This window comes from Aurantiacibacter hainanensis (genome assembly GCF_036321025.1).
GTDB lineage: Bacteria > Pseudomonadota > Alphaproteobacteria > Sphingomonadales > Sphingomonadaceae > Alteraurantiacibacter > Alteraurantiacibacter hainanensis.
On sequence record NZ_JAZAPB010000001.1, the window covers coordinates 163,295 to 177,918 of the forward strand.

Sequence of the window (14,624 nt, forward strand, 5' to 3'; positions counted from 1 at the left end):
CAAATGTCAAACGCGCGCCAGCGCCGCTTCCCTGATCGTGCGCGGCGGGTGCTGCACGATGGTCGAAACAGGTTCGCCCCGCGTCATTCGGGCGTCAGTTCATCGCCGATGCCAAGGCTGTCATCGCCATAGAGATAGCCCGGATCGAACCTGCCGAATTCCTCGAGCCCCTTGCGATCGTTGCAATAGAAGCGGCCCCTGCGGAACTCTCCCAGGCCCCGCTCCCTGATCGTTCTCAGCACGCGGCTCATGTGCACCGGGGTCGTGCCGCAGAATTCGGCGATGTGGCTTTGCGTCAGCGAACTGTTGAACCCGTCGTTTCTGGCCATCCCCACGAGTTCGAGCCTTGCCCAGGTCTCGGCAAAGAAGTGGGCGGCGCAGGCATCCGCGCGCAGCTGCTTGGTCTTGAGTATCCACTGGCGATGGATCGCCGCGTCGAGCAGGGTCGCGAACCACAGGATGCGCGCGAGGTGGGAATTGCCGTCGATGGCGGCCTTCAGGTCGTCGTGCCGACCATAGACCACCCGGCATTCGCCGACGGCCTGGATGTTGTGGTCCAGCCGCTTGAGCGCGAAGGAGTGAAGGTCGACGAAATCGCCGGGCACCTGGAGCCCCACGATACGCTGCTGGTGATCCGTGTCGATCGTTCGCAGCATCATGCCCTCGGTCAGGAGCATGCTCTTGTCGTAGAGTTTTCCCGCCTCGAGCACGATGGTGCCGGCGGGCACGTCCTGCTCGTCCGAGAGGATTTCCTCGAGCTCGGCCATTTCCCGGCTCGTCATCGCGTGCCGCAGGCGTCCCTTCAGGAAGGTTTCGCTTCGTGGGTAGGTGGTGCCGTCGCGCGCCATCATCTGTCCTGCTGTCAGTTCCATGCCGCATGGGAGTTCGGTTAACTCAATTTCAGGACGAGACTTCGGTTCCCCGTGGCGACTGGGACGGCCCCGATGCCTTCTCGTTGAAACGAAGTGCGTTTGCGCCGGGCCGGACACGGCGTGACTCTGCTGGCCGCGAAGGGCAGCGCCGATCCGCAGATTGTGGCGATCGAACCATCGCAAGGCACGCCGCAAGCGATGCCGCTCCGAACTTGAGAATGACTAATATTCTGATTTTTCGAACTTAATAAAGGTTAACTTGTCGAAGTTCCTGGCTTCGAACATGCAACCAAATGGCTCGCGCTCCGTTGCAAACCACACTTGTCGACATCCCTGGCACCACGCCCATGGAAGAGGATGTCACTGTTCCCGGCGCCCGCCCGCTCGCAGGCATGACCTGTCGAAGCGATGGAGATGAGGGCCAGCCGGACAGCACGGAAAGGAGCGGCAATGCGCAGCAAACATGACTTGAAAACGCCGGGGTCCCTCGTCGGCCTCGGGCTTGCCCTGGGAGGTCTGGCTTTCGGAACATTCCTTGCCCAGCGCAGGAAGGGCGGATCTGACGATGCGCCGATCTACACCCGCAAATCGCCGCCGGGCGAACATGCGGTGCTGGGACGCACCGTGACGATCCGCAAGCCGCGCGCCGAGCTTTACAGCTTCTGGCGCGACTTCCAAAACCTGCCGAAATTCATGGAAAACGTGGAGACCATCCGCTCGCAGGGCGACAGGTCGACCTGGGTCATCAAGGCTCCGGGCGGCAGCACGGTGGATGTCGAGACGCGGGTGTCGGACGAGCGCGAGAACGAGCGCATCGCCTGGCAGTCGACCGAGAACTCCGACATCCGGACAAGCGGCAGGGTGGAATTCACCGATGCCCCGGGTGAGCGCGGGACCAGGGTCTCGCTGATTATGTCGTACGACCCTCCCGGCGGCGCGGCAGGCCGCGCGCTCGCCAAGCTCTTCATGCGGGAACCCGAGGTGCAGGCCCGCCACGATCTGAAACGCTTCAAGGCCCTGATGGAAACCGGTGAGATCACCACGTCCGCCCGTCGCAGGGATGAAACCCGCGAAGCCAAACAGCAGGAGAACGGATGATGAGAGCTCTAACCTGGCACGGCACGCATGACGTCCGCGTTGAGACCGTCGACGATCCCGAGATCATCAACCCCCGGGACGCCATTATCAAGATAACCTCCACCGCGATCTGCGGCAGCGACCTGCACCTCTACGACGGTGTCATTCCGGGCGTGGTGCCCGGTGATGTCCTCGGCCATGAATTCATGGGTGAGGTGGTCGAGACCGGCAAGGATTCGACCCTGAAGAAAGGCCAGCGCGTGGTGGTGCCCTTCACCATTTCGTGCGGCGGATGCTTCCACTGCAAGATCCAGCAGTATTCCGCGTGCGAGAACTCCAATCCCGCCGAGAAGCAGGACATGTCGGCCACGCTCTACGGCCATCCGATGGCCGGGCTCTTCGGGTATTCGCACCTGACCGGCGGCTATTCGGGCGGGCAGGCGGAATATGTGCGCGTGCCATATTCCGATGTGGGGCCCATCGTGGTCCCCGATCATCTCGAGGACGACAAGGTCCTGTTCCTCTCCGACATCCTGCCGACCGGCTGGATGGGCGCGGAGAATGCCGAGATCCAGCCCGACGACACCGTGGCCGTCTGGGGCTGCGGCCCCGTTGGCCTGTTCGCCATCCAGGCCGCCATCGTGATGGGGGCGAGCAAGGTAATCGCCATCGATCACTATCCGAACCGGCTGGCGCTGGCCAAGCAGATGGGTGCCGAGACCATCGACTTCCGCAAGACCGATGTGCGCGAGGCGCTGATGGAAATGTCGGGCGGCATCGGCGTCGACGCGGTGATCGATGCGGTGGGCATGGAAGCGCACGGCTTCGCCATCGACAACATGCTCGACATCGCCAAGCAGAAGATCGGCATCGGCGCGGACCGGGCAAGAGCGCTCAAGCAGGCGATCCTGGCAGTGCGTCCGGGTGGCCGCGTCTCGATCCCCGGCGTCTATGGCGGCATGACCGACAAGTTCCCGCTGGGCGCGCTGATGGAAAAGGGGCTGCAGGTACGCAGCGGCCAGACCCATGTGCAGCGCTACCTGAAGGACCTGCTGGAAAAGATCGAGGACGGCACGCTCGATACCACATTCATGATCTCTCACCGCTTGCCGCTGGAAGATGCGGCACGCGGCTACAAGTGCTTCCACGACGAACAGAACGACTGGACCAAGGTCGTCCTCAAGCCCGACATGGAGATGGCCAAGTGAGCAAGAACAAGGTGAAAAAGCTCAGCGGCTTCACCGTCGTGACAGGAGCGAGCAGCGGCATCGGCCGCGAACTGGCGAAGCTGGCGGCGAAGGACGGATGCGACCTGCTGCTGGTCGCCGACCGCGACCTTGCCGCCGCCGAATACGAAATGCGCGAAAACGGCGCGGCGACGGTGGAGATTCTCGAATGCGACCTCGCCACCCGCGAGGGCGTGGACGAACTGATGGAAAAGATCGGCGAGCGATCGGTCGACAACCTGATCGCCAATGCCGGAACGTCCGAGGGCGGTGCCTTCCTCGATCACGAATGGGAGCAGGTCGCCCACACCATTCATACCAACATCACCGGCACGGTCTCGCTGATCTACCGTGTGGGCAAGGCAATGCGCTCACGCAACCGTGGGCGCATCCTCGTCACCGGCTCCATCGTGGGAGACATGCCGGGGCCCTACAATCTCGTCTACAATTCCACGAAGGCCTTCATCGACGACTTCTGCGTCGGCCTCGCCACGGAACTGAAGGATACCGACGTCGTCATCAGCTGCCTGCTGCCCGGCGTCACCGACACGGAGTTCTTCGAGAACGCCGACATGAAGGATGACACCATGGTCGGCCAGACCGAGATGAAGGCCGACCCCGCCAAGGTGGCGAAGGACGGCTACCAAGCCCTGCTGAACGGCGAGACCAAGGAAGTCAGCGGACTGATGAACAAGGTCCAGTATTTCTTCGCCGACATCCTGCCCGCCGGCGTCGTGTCCAAGATGCACGAACGCATGGCCAAGCCGCAGGACGCCTGACACCCCAATTGCTCGAAGGAGCCCCCCATGGCCAAACTCACCGCCATCGCCCTCAATGCCACGCTCAAGTCGAGCCGCGGCGACCCCTCGTCCACCGACGCCATGATCGACGTGCTGAAGAGCGAATTCGCCGGGCATGACGTCGAACTGACAGAAACGATCCGGCTCGCCGACTACGACATCAAGCCGGGCGTCACCTCCGACGAAGGCGAAGGCGACCAGTGGCCGGCGCTTCGCCGCAAGATAGTCGCGCACGATATCCTGATCTTCGGCACGCCTGTCTGGATGGGCCAGATCTCAAGCGTGGCCAAGCGGGCGCTCGAGCGCATGGATGCCTTCATTTCGGAAACCGACGACGAGGGGCGGATGCCCAGCTACGGCAAGGTCGCCGTCGCGGCGATCGTGGGCAACGAGGACGGCGCGCACAATTGCAGCGCGCAACTGTTCCAGTCGCTCAACGATACCGGATGGACCAATCCCCCCGTCGCGGCCTGCTACTGGGTGGGCGAAGCGATGGGCAGCACGGACTTCAGGGAACTGGAGAAAACCCCCGACCCAATCGCCAGGACGGCGAAAATGGTCGCGGCAAATGCCGCGCATGTCGCCCGGCTGTTCGAGGGAAAGGAATTTCCGGCGATCAGCTAGTCTTTGCCAGCCCCCGACGAATGAGGTGCAGGCCCGGCGGACGCTTTGCCGGACGAGCGAACGCAAGGTGGTGGGCCCGGCAGGATTCGAACCCGCGACCTAGCCGTTATGAGCGGCCAGCTCTAACCACTGAGCTACAGGCCCAACCGTGCCTTGCGTCCATTTGCGCCCCTAGCTTCCGCTCCGGCGTCGGGCAAGCAGGCAGTGTCGCAGATGGGAGCGAACCCTACTGGACGCCCCCCTGGATCGGCGCCGCCTCGTTGGCGAGGATGCCGACCACCTGCGTCCACACCGCCACGTTCTGGCGCAGCTGGACCGGGTCCACCATGGCGAGGGTATCGTCGGGCGTGTGGTGCAGTTCGAAGTAGCGGGTGCCGTCCTGCTGCAGGTCGATGATCGCCCCGCCCTGATCGCGCGAGATGTTGATATCCGCGCCGCCGGTGGCGACGATTGTGGAATTGGCGACGCCGAACCGCGCCACGGCCTGCGCCAGGCGGGCGTGCAGGTCGGGATTGGTCTCGCGGAAATTGCTCTCGAAACGCCAGATGCCGTCTGCTCCGAAATCGCTTTCGAGGCCCACGGCGATGGGTTCGTCGATGTGCGCGGCGCTGTAGGCCTCGCTGCCCCAGAGGCCGGTTTCCTCCGCGCCCGCCATCAGCACGCGGATCGTGCGCAGCGGCTGTCCGGCCTCGGCCACGTTCAGCGCCGCGGCGGATACGATGCCGCAGCCAGCCGCATCGTCGATCGCGCCCGTGCCAAGGTCCCAGCTGTCGAGGTGACAGGCCACCAGTACCGGCGGCAGCGAGGGGTCGCGGCCGACGATCTCGCCCACCACGTTGCCGCTGGTGGTCTCGCCCAGCCAGCGCGGGGTGAGCGTGAGGTGCATGATAATCGGCCGACCGTCGGCGCGGGCGAACATGCGTTCCAGATTGTCCGCATCAGGGTTGGACAGCGCACCCGCCGGGGTCGGCTCCACGCCTTCGGGGAAGGTGGTGCCGCCGGTATGCGGCGTGCGGTGGCGCTCCGTGCCGATGGAGCGGATCACCGTGGCGATCGCGCCCTTGCTGGCGGCAATGCCCGGCCCGGTCCAGCGGGCGGGACCGGCAAAGCCGTAGCCCGAACCGTCCTGCGTGGCGCGCATGTCGTGGCTGATGAAGGCGATCTTGCCCTCCAGGCTGCCCGCCGGCGCGGCGACCAGATCGGCATAGCTGGGGAAGTAGACCACCTCCGCCTCGATCCCGTCCGGACCGGTGGAGGCCGTGTTGCCCAGTGCGGTGATGTACATGGGCTGGGCGAAGGGAGCGGTCACGCGGGCCTCTTCCTCGCCGCGCACCCAGGTGCGCATCTGGAAGGGCTCGTCCGCCACGTTGGCGAAACCGCGGTCGTTCAGCCAATCAATCGCCCACGCCCGACCCCGCGCCTCGGCAGGGGTGCCCGGCTGGCGCGGACCGACTTCGGTCGTGATTCCTTCGAGGAAATCCCATGCAGCGGTATCGTGATCCAGCGCGCGATCAGCCATTTCGGCCACCGGGTCGGCGTGATGATCGGCCAGCGCTACTGTGGGGAAGGCGAGAGATGCGGCGGCGACGGCCGCGAGAAGATGTTTGTGCATGGCCGGGACCGCTAGCGCCACCTGTCCGGCTTGCCAAGCTCTACCAGAAACGGCTGCCCGGCACGCCCTTGAACGGGCCCGCGACGCCGCTGGTGATCCAGCCGCCATAGAATTCGCCGGGCTGCGGAATGACCTCTTCGCCATTCACCAGGCAGCGATCAAAGGGGGCGGCGTAGAACGCGATGTAGTCGGTCAGCGCGGCAAAGCCAGGCGTGGGGCTGGCATAGGACCAGCCGACGCGTTCCAGCACGTCATCCTTCACCACCACGTCCCAGTATCGCGCCGCGCCTTTCCATTCGCAGAAGGATGATCCGCCCGCACGTCGCAACACGCCCTTGGCGATGTCGACGGGCGGAATGTAGTAATTGGGCGGATGGCTGGTTTCCAGCACGCGCACGGCGCTGCGCGTATCGGCGATGGTCTGCCCGCGATGCTCTATCACGATGTGCGCATCGGTCGGCTCCGCAACGGCAGGACGCGGATAGTCCCAGACGCTTTCCTGGCCGGGCCGGACGGGATCGGGTTCGGGATGGATCATGCCGTATCCAGCACTTTCTGCGCCAGCTCCCAGCCGGAAAGCCAGGCATCCTCCACGCGCGGGCCATTCAACCAGTCCCCGCAGGCACCAAGGCGCGTTTCGGGATCCCAGATAGCGCCGCGGCCTGCGTTTCCGCTCATCGCGTAGCGCCACCTGTGGGCGGAGGAATGTCGCACGCCCGGCAATCTGCCCCCGGCCTGTTCCCGCAGCGCATCGAACAGCAGGACCGAGACCATGTCCTGCTCTTCTTCCAGGTATTCCCGCGACCATGCCGGCGATCCCTGCACCACCCAGCACTCGGATTCCCCGCGCTGCGGTTTGGAGGCGTTGCGGGCCGCCCACCCGATCGGCCATGCGTCGCGGATGGTGTCGGGAAGATCGGGGGGATCGTCGAAACCGATCATCAAGGTCCAGCAGGGATCGGACACCGTTCGCTCCGCCAGGTCCGTGATCTGGGGCACGTGCAGACCCAGCAGCGGGCCGACCTGCTCGGCGGGGACCGCGGAGATGACCGCTTCGAAAGCGCCGTCAGGGGCGCCCTCGCCCTCCAGCCGCCAGACGGTGCCCACAGCCCTTATGCTTTCGATCCGCGCTCCGAAGGTGACGTTTGCCCCTGCCGCCATCGCCTTTACCGGAGCGTTCATGGCCGGCGTACCGACCCATGCGCCGTCCCGGGCATTCGGCCATCGAGCCACGACGCCATCGGCCTCCCACTCCTCCACCTGGCGCACGAACCGCTCGTCGCGAGCGGTGAAGTACTGCGCGCCATGATCGAAGTGCAGCGTCTCGCCATCGATCTCCACGCGCCGGGAAGACATGCGTCCGCCGGGGCCACGGCCCTTGTCGAACAGCCGCACCGCGTGGTCGTTGCTTGTCAGACGCGCCGCGCAGGCCAGGCCTGCCATTCCGGCACCGATGATAGCGATATCCATCAAGGCGATTTGGCGACAAATGCGCCCCCGCCCAATACCTCATTTCGGCTATGCCGCAGCTACGACCCCCCGGGCGGGAACGACATGCGCACGCGCGGCCCGGCCGGCGTCGCTTGCCACGCGGTTCCGGCCTGCTTCCTTGGCGCTGTAGAGCGCGGCATCGGCGCGGGCGAACATCGCGGCGTAACTCTCGCCGCCGCGCCAGTCTACCACGCCGAAGCTGGCGGTGAGGCATATACCGTCGCCCAGCGCCGGGTGGACAAGCTGGGCACAGGCCAGCCGCAGGCGTTCCGCCAGTTGCAGGGCGGAAGCTTCTGCGCAATCCCACACCAGCACGCAGAATTCCTCGCCGCCCACGCGGCCTGCGAGGTCGTTCTTTCGGGTCGAATCGCTCAGCAGAGCGCCGAAGGCCGCAATGGCCTCGTCACCCGCCTGGTGCCCCCACAGGTCGTTGACCTGCTTGAAGTGGTCGATATCGGCCACCACCAGGCTGACCGGAACGCCCTCTCGCGAGGCGGCAGCCAGCCGCGCGTTGACGCCCTTTTCGAAGGCTTCGCGCATCCGCAGCCCGGTCATCGGATCGAACTTCGCACGTTCATGAACGGCATTGAACATGTCGAGGAAACAGGCCCCGATCAGCACCATGGCAACGCCCAGCGCCTTCACCGTCAACACCAGGTTGATCACCGAGTAGTAGATCGACTGCCGGTATTCGCCCACCGGGATCGCGCCTTCCGCCAGCAGGGTGAGGCTGGGTCGCAGCAGGAAATCGAGTGCGTTCAGGGCCAGCGCGGCGATGATCAGGTTGTCCATCCATCCACGGCGCGGCGAACCGAGCAGGGTCACCGCCCCGATGACGAACATGACGCCATAGCCGGTGTTGACGATGATCAGTCGCGGCCCGGCATCGTCGGAAAGAACGACCGCCACCACGAGTGCAAGCGCCGCGGCAACATAGGTGATGCCGAGAGCGGGAAGACTCACGGACACTCCGATCCTGTGGCAAACGCCCCATATCAGACAGGTCGATGCCGCGGCATAGAACAGCTGAGAGACGTGGAAGAGGAGCGGCGAGCCCGTGGGGAAGAGGTGGGTAACGCCGAAACCGATGGCAAACAGGCCATAGCCTATTGCGAACACCAGCACATGGCGCCCCATCCGCCCCTGGCGCCACATGACGAGCAGCGTCACCATGAAGACGACGGCCGTCAGCGGCGTGGTCAGTCCAAGGATCTGTTCGCGCATGTAAAATTCGGTCCCCTTGCGTCCCGTATCTAGGCTGCAAAGGTAAATGCGCGGCTAAGGAATTGGCGCAGGTCGCTTCCGCGCCCGCTGCGCTTCAGACGAATTCCACTTCCACGCCCTGCGAAACCGCCTGGGCGAGCTCGTCGGCATCCCAGTTGGTAAGCCGCACGCAGCCATGGCTGGTGGTCTTGCCGATCAGCTGGGGATCGGGGGATCCGTGAATGCCGTATCCGTCCTTGCCCAGGTCGATCCATGTGCCGCCGATGGGGTTGTTCGGGCCGGGCGGGATAATGAAGGTCTTGTCCGGCCCCCACCGCTGGTCGTCCGGGTCGAAGGTGTAGTTCGCCTCCGGGGCGATGGCGTTCACCGTCATGCGACCGCTGGGGCTGGGAAATTCGCCGCTGCCAACGGTGGCGGGATATGTCGCCAGCTCGTTGCCCTGGGCGTCCAGCGCGGCGACTTCGCCTGCGTCCTTGCGCACCTCGATGCGCGCGACTTCGCCCGCGATTGCCTGCGTGCCGTGGGCCGCGACGACAATCTCCTGACCGGCCCGGCCAAAGTCGGCATCGGGATTGAGCGCGGCCAGGAACTCACGGTCCATGTGAAACCGCTCCGCCAGCATCTCGTGCGGGCTTTCGTAGCCTACCCGCTCCATGTCCGCCTGCTCGGCGAAGTCGGAGGGGACGTCGTAGAACGGGCCGTCCACGTCGTCCTGCGTGATGGTGTATGTGCGGAACATCGAACCCGATTCCGCCTCCAGCAGCGAACGCAGGAATTCGGTATTGATGCCGCCGCCCTCGGGAAGGCCGTTGTTGCGGCGGTAGGCGGCGACGGCGCGCTGGGTGTTGCCGCCGTTGTAACCGTCGATCACGCCCGGAGAATGGTTTGTGCGGTCGAGCATGATCTGCACCGCCAGCACTTCCATGTCACGGTCCCCCAGCTGGGCCCGCGTGATGCCCTCGGGCAGCGTTACCGAGAGGCCGGGGCCTTCCTGCGCCGTGACAGGGGGCGCGACAGCCAGCAGCGGCAGGGCGAGAAGGGCGGCGAGTATGGGGCGATGGTTCATACCTTTGTAAACAAAGGCCGCGCATGCCTGTTCCCCCGAGGGTCCGCCTCCGCGCTTGCCCCGGCCAAGGCAAACCCCTATCTGCGCCCCAAGCCTCTCAGGCAAATCCTCATTCGACCAGATTTCCGCGACAAGGACCGAAAATGGCCGCCCAATACGCATATGTCATGAAGAACATGACGAAGACCTTCCCCGGCGCGCAGAAGCCGGTGCTCTCCAACATCAACCTGCAGTTCTATCGCGGGGCCAAGATCGGCATCGTGGGCCCCAACGGCGCGGGCAAGTCCACCCTGATGAAGATCATGGCCGGCATCGATACCGAAATCACCGGCGAGGCATGGCCGGGCGAGAACATCACCGTCGGCTACCTGCCGCAGGAGCCTGAGCTGGACGAGAGCAAGACCGTGCTCGAAAACGTCAAGGACGGCGCGCGGCACATCGCCGACAAGGTGGACGAGTACAACGCCATCGCCGCGCAGATGGCAGAGCCCGACGCCGATTTCGAGGTGCTGGGCGACAAGATGGCCGCGCTTCAGGCCGAGATCGACGCGGTCGACGGTTGGACGCTGGACAACCAGCTGGAGATCGCGATGGAAGCGCTGCGCTGTCCGCCCTCGGATGCCAGCGTGGAAAACCTTTCCGGCGGCGAGAAGCGCCGCGTGGCGCTCACCCGCCTGCTGATCCAGAAGCCCGACATCCTCCTGCTGGACGAGCCGACCAACCACCTCGACGCAGAGAGCGTGCAGTGGCTGGAAACGCACCTGAAGGAATATGCTGGCGCCGTCCTGATGATTACCCACGATCGCTACTTCCTGGATAACGTCGTGGGCTGGATCCTCGAGCTCGATCGCGGCTCGTACTATCCCTACGAAGGCAACTACTCCACCTACCTGGAAAAGAAGGCCAAGCGCCTGGAGCAGGAAAGCCGCGAGGAATCGGGCAAGCAGAAGGCGCTGCAGCGCGAACTGGAGTGGATCCGGCAGACCCCTGCCGCGCGCCAGACCAAGAGCAAGGCGCGTATCCGCAAGTTCGACCAGCTGCAGGACGAGATGGGCAACCGCAAGCCGGGCAAGGCGCAGATCGTCATCCAGGTGCCCGAGCGCCTTGGCGGCAAGGTGATCGAGGCCAAGAACATCTCCAAGGCCTATGGCGACAAGCTGCTGTTCGAGGACCTGTCCTTCATGCTTCCCCCGGGCGGCATCGTGGGCGTGATCGGGCCGAACGGCGCGGGCAAGTCCACCCTGTTCAAGATCATCACCGGGCAGGAAGAGCCCGACAGCGGCACCATCGAGATCGGCGACACCGTGCGCCTGGGCTATGTCGACCAGAGCCGCGACGACCTGACTGCGTCGAACAACGTGTGGGAGGAAATCTCGGACGGGCTCGACTACATGAAGGTGAACGGACACGACGTGTCCACCCGCGCCTATGTCGGCGCGTTCAACTTCAAGGGCCAGGACCAGCAGAAGAACGTCGGCAAGCTATCGGGCGGTGAGCGCAACCGCGTGCACATGGCCAAGATGCTGAAGCAGGGCGGCAACGTGCTGCTGCTGGACGAGCCGACCAACGACCTCGACGTGGAGACGCTGGGCGCGCTGGAAGAAGCCATCGAGAACTTCGCCGGCTGCGCCGTGGTGATCTCGCACGACCGCTTCTTCCTGGATCGGCTGGCCACGCACATCCTCGCCTTCGAGGGCGACAGCCACGTCGAATGGTTCGAAGGCAACTTCGAGGCTTACGAGGAAGACAAGCGCCGCCGCCTGGGCGACGCGGCAGACCGCCCCACGCGGGTGCAGTACAAGAAGCTGACGAGGTAACGAAAAAGGGGCGGCCAACTGACCGCCCCTTTTTTATTTCGGGCCCAGGGGCTCGTCTGGTTCGTGGCGGATTACGCTTCGGAATCCGCAAGCGTGACCACTGTGCCGTCTTCCGCAGTAGACGTCATGGAACCGTCTTCGCCCTCGACCCAATCGGACCAGCAGCTTTCTTCCGCACCCTCTTCATCGCCGAGATAGCAGGTCAACCCGTCGTCCCTCTCCGCATAGGTGCCGGTGGCATCGCCATAAAGATAGGTGCCGTCTTCGTAGCGAACCAGCGTCGTCGTCGTTCCGTCTTCGCTGGTGATACCCATGGTGTCGGCCACGAGCTTTTCAGGTGCCGCTTCTTCCATGGCCATGTCTTCGGCTGCGGGTTCTTCTGTTGCCGGCTCGCCACAACCGACCAATGCAAACGCGGTGCCCAAGACAATCAATTTCTTCATAATCAATACCCCCTGTTTATTGGAAATTGACAATAGCACCGTCGGGGCATTCGGCAAAATTGATCTTAAGAAATTCCTGCAAGCTCATGAATATGGCTATGAAACGCGTCGGAAAAATTCATCGTCGGGCTTCATTTTTACTGATCCAGCTGCAAAAAGACGCCCCGCGTTGTCGAGCAGGACTACGTTCTTTTAGCCTTGGTCGGCAGGTCTCTCCGGTCACGAAGCGACCGGGCCAGCCTTGTCTGTCCAGCTGAAGGTGACGGCGATCCCTTGTTCGGACCGGTCGTAGACCACCTCGGTCCCCGGATCACGGCGAAGCGCGACGTCGATAAGCTTGCGCCCGAAACCCTCGTTGATGTCGTCCGGAGCAGCTTCGCCCTGATCGTAGGGCGATGTTTCGCGCCATGTCAGCGCGACGGTATCACCGTCGCGCTTGCAGCTGAGTGAAATCTCGCCCTCGCCGTGACCCATCGCCCCGTATTTACCGGAATTCGTCGCCAGTTCGAACAGCGCGAGCGTCAGCCCGTGCATGTATCGCGCGGGCACCAGCACCTCGTTGGCACAGTCGATGACGATCTGCTTGTTCGGCAGAAACGGGTTGAGCGCCGCCTGGGCGAGCTCATCGACGCTGGCCGACGCCTCCTTGCGCCTGAGCAACAGATCCTGCGCCCCGGACAACGCGTTCAGGCGCCTTGAAATGAGTTTCCGGTACTCATCGATGTCCTGGGTATCCCTCAGGCTGCCGATGGTTATCGCCTGAACCACGGCGAGCAGGTTCTTGATCCGGTGGATGGCTTCCTGCGCATCATAATTGCGCAGTTCCTCGCTGGCGATGGCAAGGTCCAGCGTGTGGCGGGCAAAGCCCACGGCCAGGGCCAGGAAAATCGATGTGACTGCGTAGATTTCGAGGGAGATTACCGCCGTGGTCGATTCCAGAGAGAAGCTGGAAAAGGGCGGAAAGAACCAGATCCACGCCACCACGCAGCTGAGGGCGGCGATGATCGCTCCGGTTCTGGCACCAGCCACAAGGGCCGAGATGACGACGGTGGAATAGAGGAAGATGAATGGAGGCAGTTCGTCCCCCACCCAATCGTCCACGACCAGTTTCAGGACGATGGCGAGAAGGAGCAGCGAGAAGGCAATGATGCCTGCCCGAAGCGACCTTCGCGGCGGCAGAAGCCCATGGATGCGAAATGCGAGATCCCGGCGTTTGCCGGATAGGATCGTCTCCAGCCGGTTCAATCTCTCGGGCACGGTTTTATCCTTGTCGCTATCGGCCGATCCGGTCCACGGCGGGAAACCAGGAAGAGATCAATCGCAGTTCGCGATAACCCGATCCTGCGGTCTGACGCAACTCTGATGCTGGCCCGTCGCCTCATAGGAGGCTTACACCGCGATCTGCAAATTTTACAACGAGTTGATGGGCGACCAGACTGCACGCACCGCGGGCCGGCCTGGCGGGAGAAGCCGGCTGGGCAACTGCCGGATGGTAACTGCGATGACATGTCCGCCACCACTTGCAGCAAAGCCCCGGCTTCGGCATGGAGCCTGCCATGGATATCATGGCTTTGCTCTCCGATCCCGCCGCGTGGCTGGCGCTCCTCACCCTCATCGGCCTTGAGGTCGTTCTGGGTGTCGACAACCTCATCTTCATCGCGATCCTGTCGAACAAGCTGCCGGAATCGCAGCAGGCCAGGGCGAGGCGCATCGGCCTGGCGCTGGCGCTCATCATGCGCATCGGGCTGCTTATGCTGATCGGCTGGATCGTCACGCTGCAGACGCCCCTGTTCGATCTCGGGATAGAAGGCGCGCCGGACGAGTACGGCCGCGTCAATTTCGAGACAGCCTTCTCCGGGCGCGACCTGATCCTGCTGGCGGGCGGCCTGTTCCTGCTGTGGAAAGCGACCAAGGAAATCCACCACTCGATGGAGCCGGAGGACAATTCCGGCGACCTGCTCGACAAGACGCCCGGCGCTGCCGACGTGGCAAAGGCCAGCTTCGGCATGGTCATCGCCCAGATCATCGCGATCGATCTCGTGTTCTCGATCGACTCCATCCTCACGGCGGTCGGCATGACGGACGAGATTCCGATCATGGTGGCGGCAGTGGTCATTACTGTCGGCGTGATGCTGGTGGCGGCGGACCCACTCGCCCGGTTCATCGAGCACAATCCCACGCTCGTCATGCTGGCCCTCGCCTTCCTCGTCATGATCGGGCTGGTGCTGATCGCCGATGGCTTCGGCTTCCATGTGCCCAAGGGCTACATCTATGCGGCCATGGGCTTCTCCATCTCGGTGGAGCTGCTCAACATGGCCCAGCGGAACAGGCGCAAGGCGCAGACGGCAGAGGCCTAGGAAGAGCAGGATGGC

Annotated in this window: 15 protein-coding genes and 1 tRNA gene; 7 read left to right on the forward strand and 9 right to left on the reverse strand. The window is 63.9% G+C overall.

The window, feature by feature from the left end; all coding sequences use genetic code 11:
- Positions 1–83: 83 nt before the first annotated feature.
- The gene (locus AAA989_RS00780; protein WP_338240510.1) at positions 84–872 is read right to left on the reverse strand and encodes a Crp/Fnr family transcriptional regulator; all 789 of its coding nucleotides are present in this window, start codon (positions 870–872) and stop codon (positions 84–86) included.
- Positions 873–1,322: 450 nt separating this feature from the next.
- Here AAA989_RS00780 and AAA989_RS00785 point away from each other — a divergent pair, with 450 nt between their 5' ends.
- From AAA989_RS00785 to AAA989_RS00800, 4 genes are read left to right on the forward strand one after another with little or no spacing between them, the layout of a single operon-like run.
- A complete protein-coding gene (locus tag AAA989_RS00785; RefSeq protein ID WP_338240511.1) occupies positions 1,323–1,970 on the forward strand; it encodes an SRPBCC family protein in 648 nt (215 codons plus the stop codon).
- Positions 1,970–3,157: a zinc-dependent alcohol dehydrogenase gene (locus AAA989_RS00790; RefSeq protein WP_338242161.1), complete on the forward strand. Its 1,188-nt coding sequence runs from the start codon at positions 1,970–1,972 to the stop codon at positions 3,155–3,157. The genes AAA989_RS00785 and AAA989_RS00790 overlap by 1 nt, the downstream gene beginning before the upstream one ends.
- Positions 3,154–3,954 carry an SDR family NAD(P)-dependent oxidoreductase gene (locus AAA989_RS00795; protein ID WP_338240513.1) on the forward strand — a complete coding sequence of 267 codons (801 nt, stop codon included), beginning with the start codon at positions 3,154–3,156 and terminating at the stop codon, positions 3,952–3,954. The genes AAA989_RS00790 and AAA989_RS00795 overlap by 4 nt, the downstream gene beginning before the upstream one ends.
- Before the next feature lie 27 nt (positions 3,955–3,981).
- Complete coding sequence (locus AAA989_RS00800) at positions 3,982–4,599, forward strand: flavodoxin family protein (RefSeq protein WP_338240514.1); 618 nt, start codon at positions 3,982–3,984, stop codon at positions 4,597–4,599.
- 68 nt (positions 4,600–4,667) lie between these two features.
- Here the strand turns inward: AAA989_RS00800 and AAA989_RS00805 are convergent.
- The 6 genes from AAA989_RS00805 to AAA989_RS00830 form a co-directional block, all read right to left on the reverse strand.
- Positions 4,668–4,743 (reverse strand) — tRNA-Ile (locus AAA989_RS00805).
- An 82-nt stretch (positions 4,744–4,825) separates the two neighbouring features.
- Positions 4,826–6,211, reverse strand: coding sequence for a M28 family peptidase (locus AAA989_RS00810; RefSeq protein WP_338240515.1), 1,386 nt, complete (start codon positions 6,209–6,211; stop codon positions 4,826–4,828).
- A 40-nt stretch (positions 6,212–6,251) separates the two neighbouring features.
- Positions 6,252–6,749 carry a DUF427 domain-containing protein gene (locus AAA989_RS00815; RefSeq protein WP_338240516.1) on the reverse strand — a complete coding sequence of 166 codons (498 nt, stop codon included), beginning with the start codon at positions 6,747–6,749 and terminating at the stop codon, positions 6,252–6,254.
- On the reverse strand, positions 6,746–7,681 hold the full coding sequence (locus AAA989_RS00820) for an NAD(P)/FAD-dependent oxidoreductase (protein ID WP_338240517.1): 936 nt from the start codon (positions 7,679–7,681) through the stop codon (positions 6,746–6,748). Before AAA989_RS00820 ends, AAA989_RS00815 begins: the two co-directional genes overlap by 4 nt.
- Before the next feature lie 48 nt (positions 7,682–7,729).
- Positions 7,730–8,926 (reverse strand): GGDEF domain-containing protein, encoded by a 1,197-nt coding sequence (locus AAA989_RS00825; protein WP_338240518.1) that lies wholly within the window; start codon positions 8,924–8,926, stop codon positions 7,730–7,732.
- Between the two features lie 94 nt (positions 8,927–9,020).
- Positions 9,021–9,992 (reverse strand): L,D-transpeptidase family protein, encoded by a 972-nt coding sequence (locus AAA989_RS00830; protein WP_338240519.1) that lies wholly within the window; start codon positions 9,990–9,992, stop codon positions 9,021–9,023.
- A 143-nt stretch (positions 9,993–10,135) separates the two neighbouring features.
- Here AAA989_RS00830 and ettA point away from each other — a divergent pair, with 143 nt between their 5' ends.
- Positions 10,136–11,809: an energy-dependent translational throttle protein EttA gene (ettA, locus tag AAA989_RS00835; RefSeq protein WP_338240520.1), complete on the forward strand. Its 1,674-nt coding sequence runs from the start codon at positions 10,136–10,138 to the stop codon at positions 11,807–11,809.
- A gap of 71 nt (positions 11,810–11,880) precedes the next feature.
- Here ettA and AAA989_RS00840 read toward each other — a convergent pair whose 3' ends face one another.
- A complete protein-coding gene (locus tag AAA989_RS00840; RefSeq protein ID WP_338240521.1) occupies positions 11,881–12,168 on the reverse strand; it encodes a hypothetical protein in 288 nt (95 codons plus the stop codon).
- Here AAA989_RS00840 and AAA989_RS00845 point away from each other — a divergent pair.
- A complete protein-coding gene (locus AAA989_RS00845; RefSeq protein ID WP_338240522.1) occupies positions 12,161–12,448 on the forward strand; it encodes a hypothetical protein in 288 nt (95 codons plus the stop codon). The genes AAA989_RS00840 and AAA989_RS00845 overlap by 8 nt on opposite strands.
- Positions 12,449–12,471: 23 nt before the next feature.
- Here AAA989_RS00845 and AAA989_RS00850 read toward each other — a convergent pair whose 3' ends face one another.
- The gene (locus AAA989_RS00850; protein ID WP_338240523.1) at positions 12,472–13,509 is read right to left on the reverse strand and encodes an HWE histidine kinase domain-containing protein; all 1,038 of its coding nucleotides are present in this window, start codon (positions 13,507–13,509) and stop codon (positions 12,472–12,474) included.
- 299 nt (positions 13,510–13,808) lie between these two features.
- Here AAA989_RS00850 and AAA989_RS00855 point away from each other — a divergent pair, with 299 nt between their 5' ends.
- On the forward strand, positions 13,809–14,609 hold the full coding sequence (locus AAA989_RS00855; RefSeq protein WP_338240524.1) for a TerC family protein: 801 nt from the start codon (positions 13,809–13,811) through the stop codon (positions 14,607–14,609).
- Positions 14,610–14,624 lie beyond the last annotated feature (15 nt).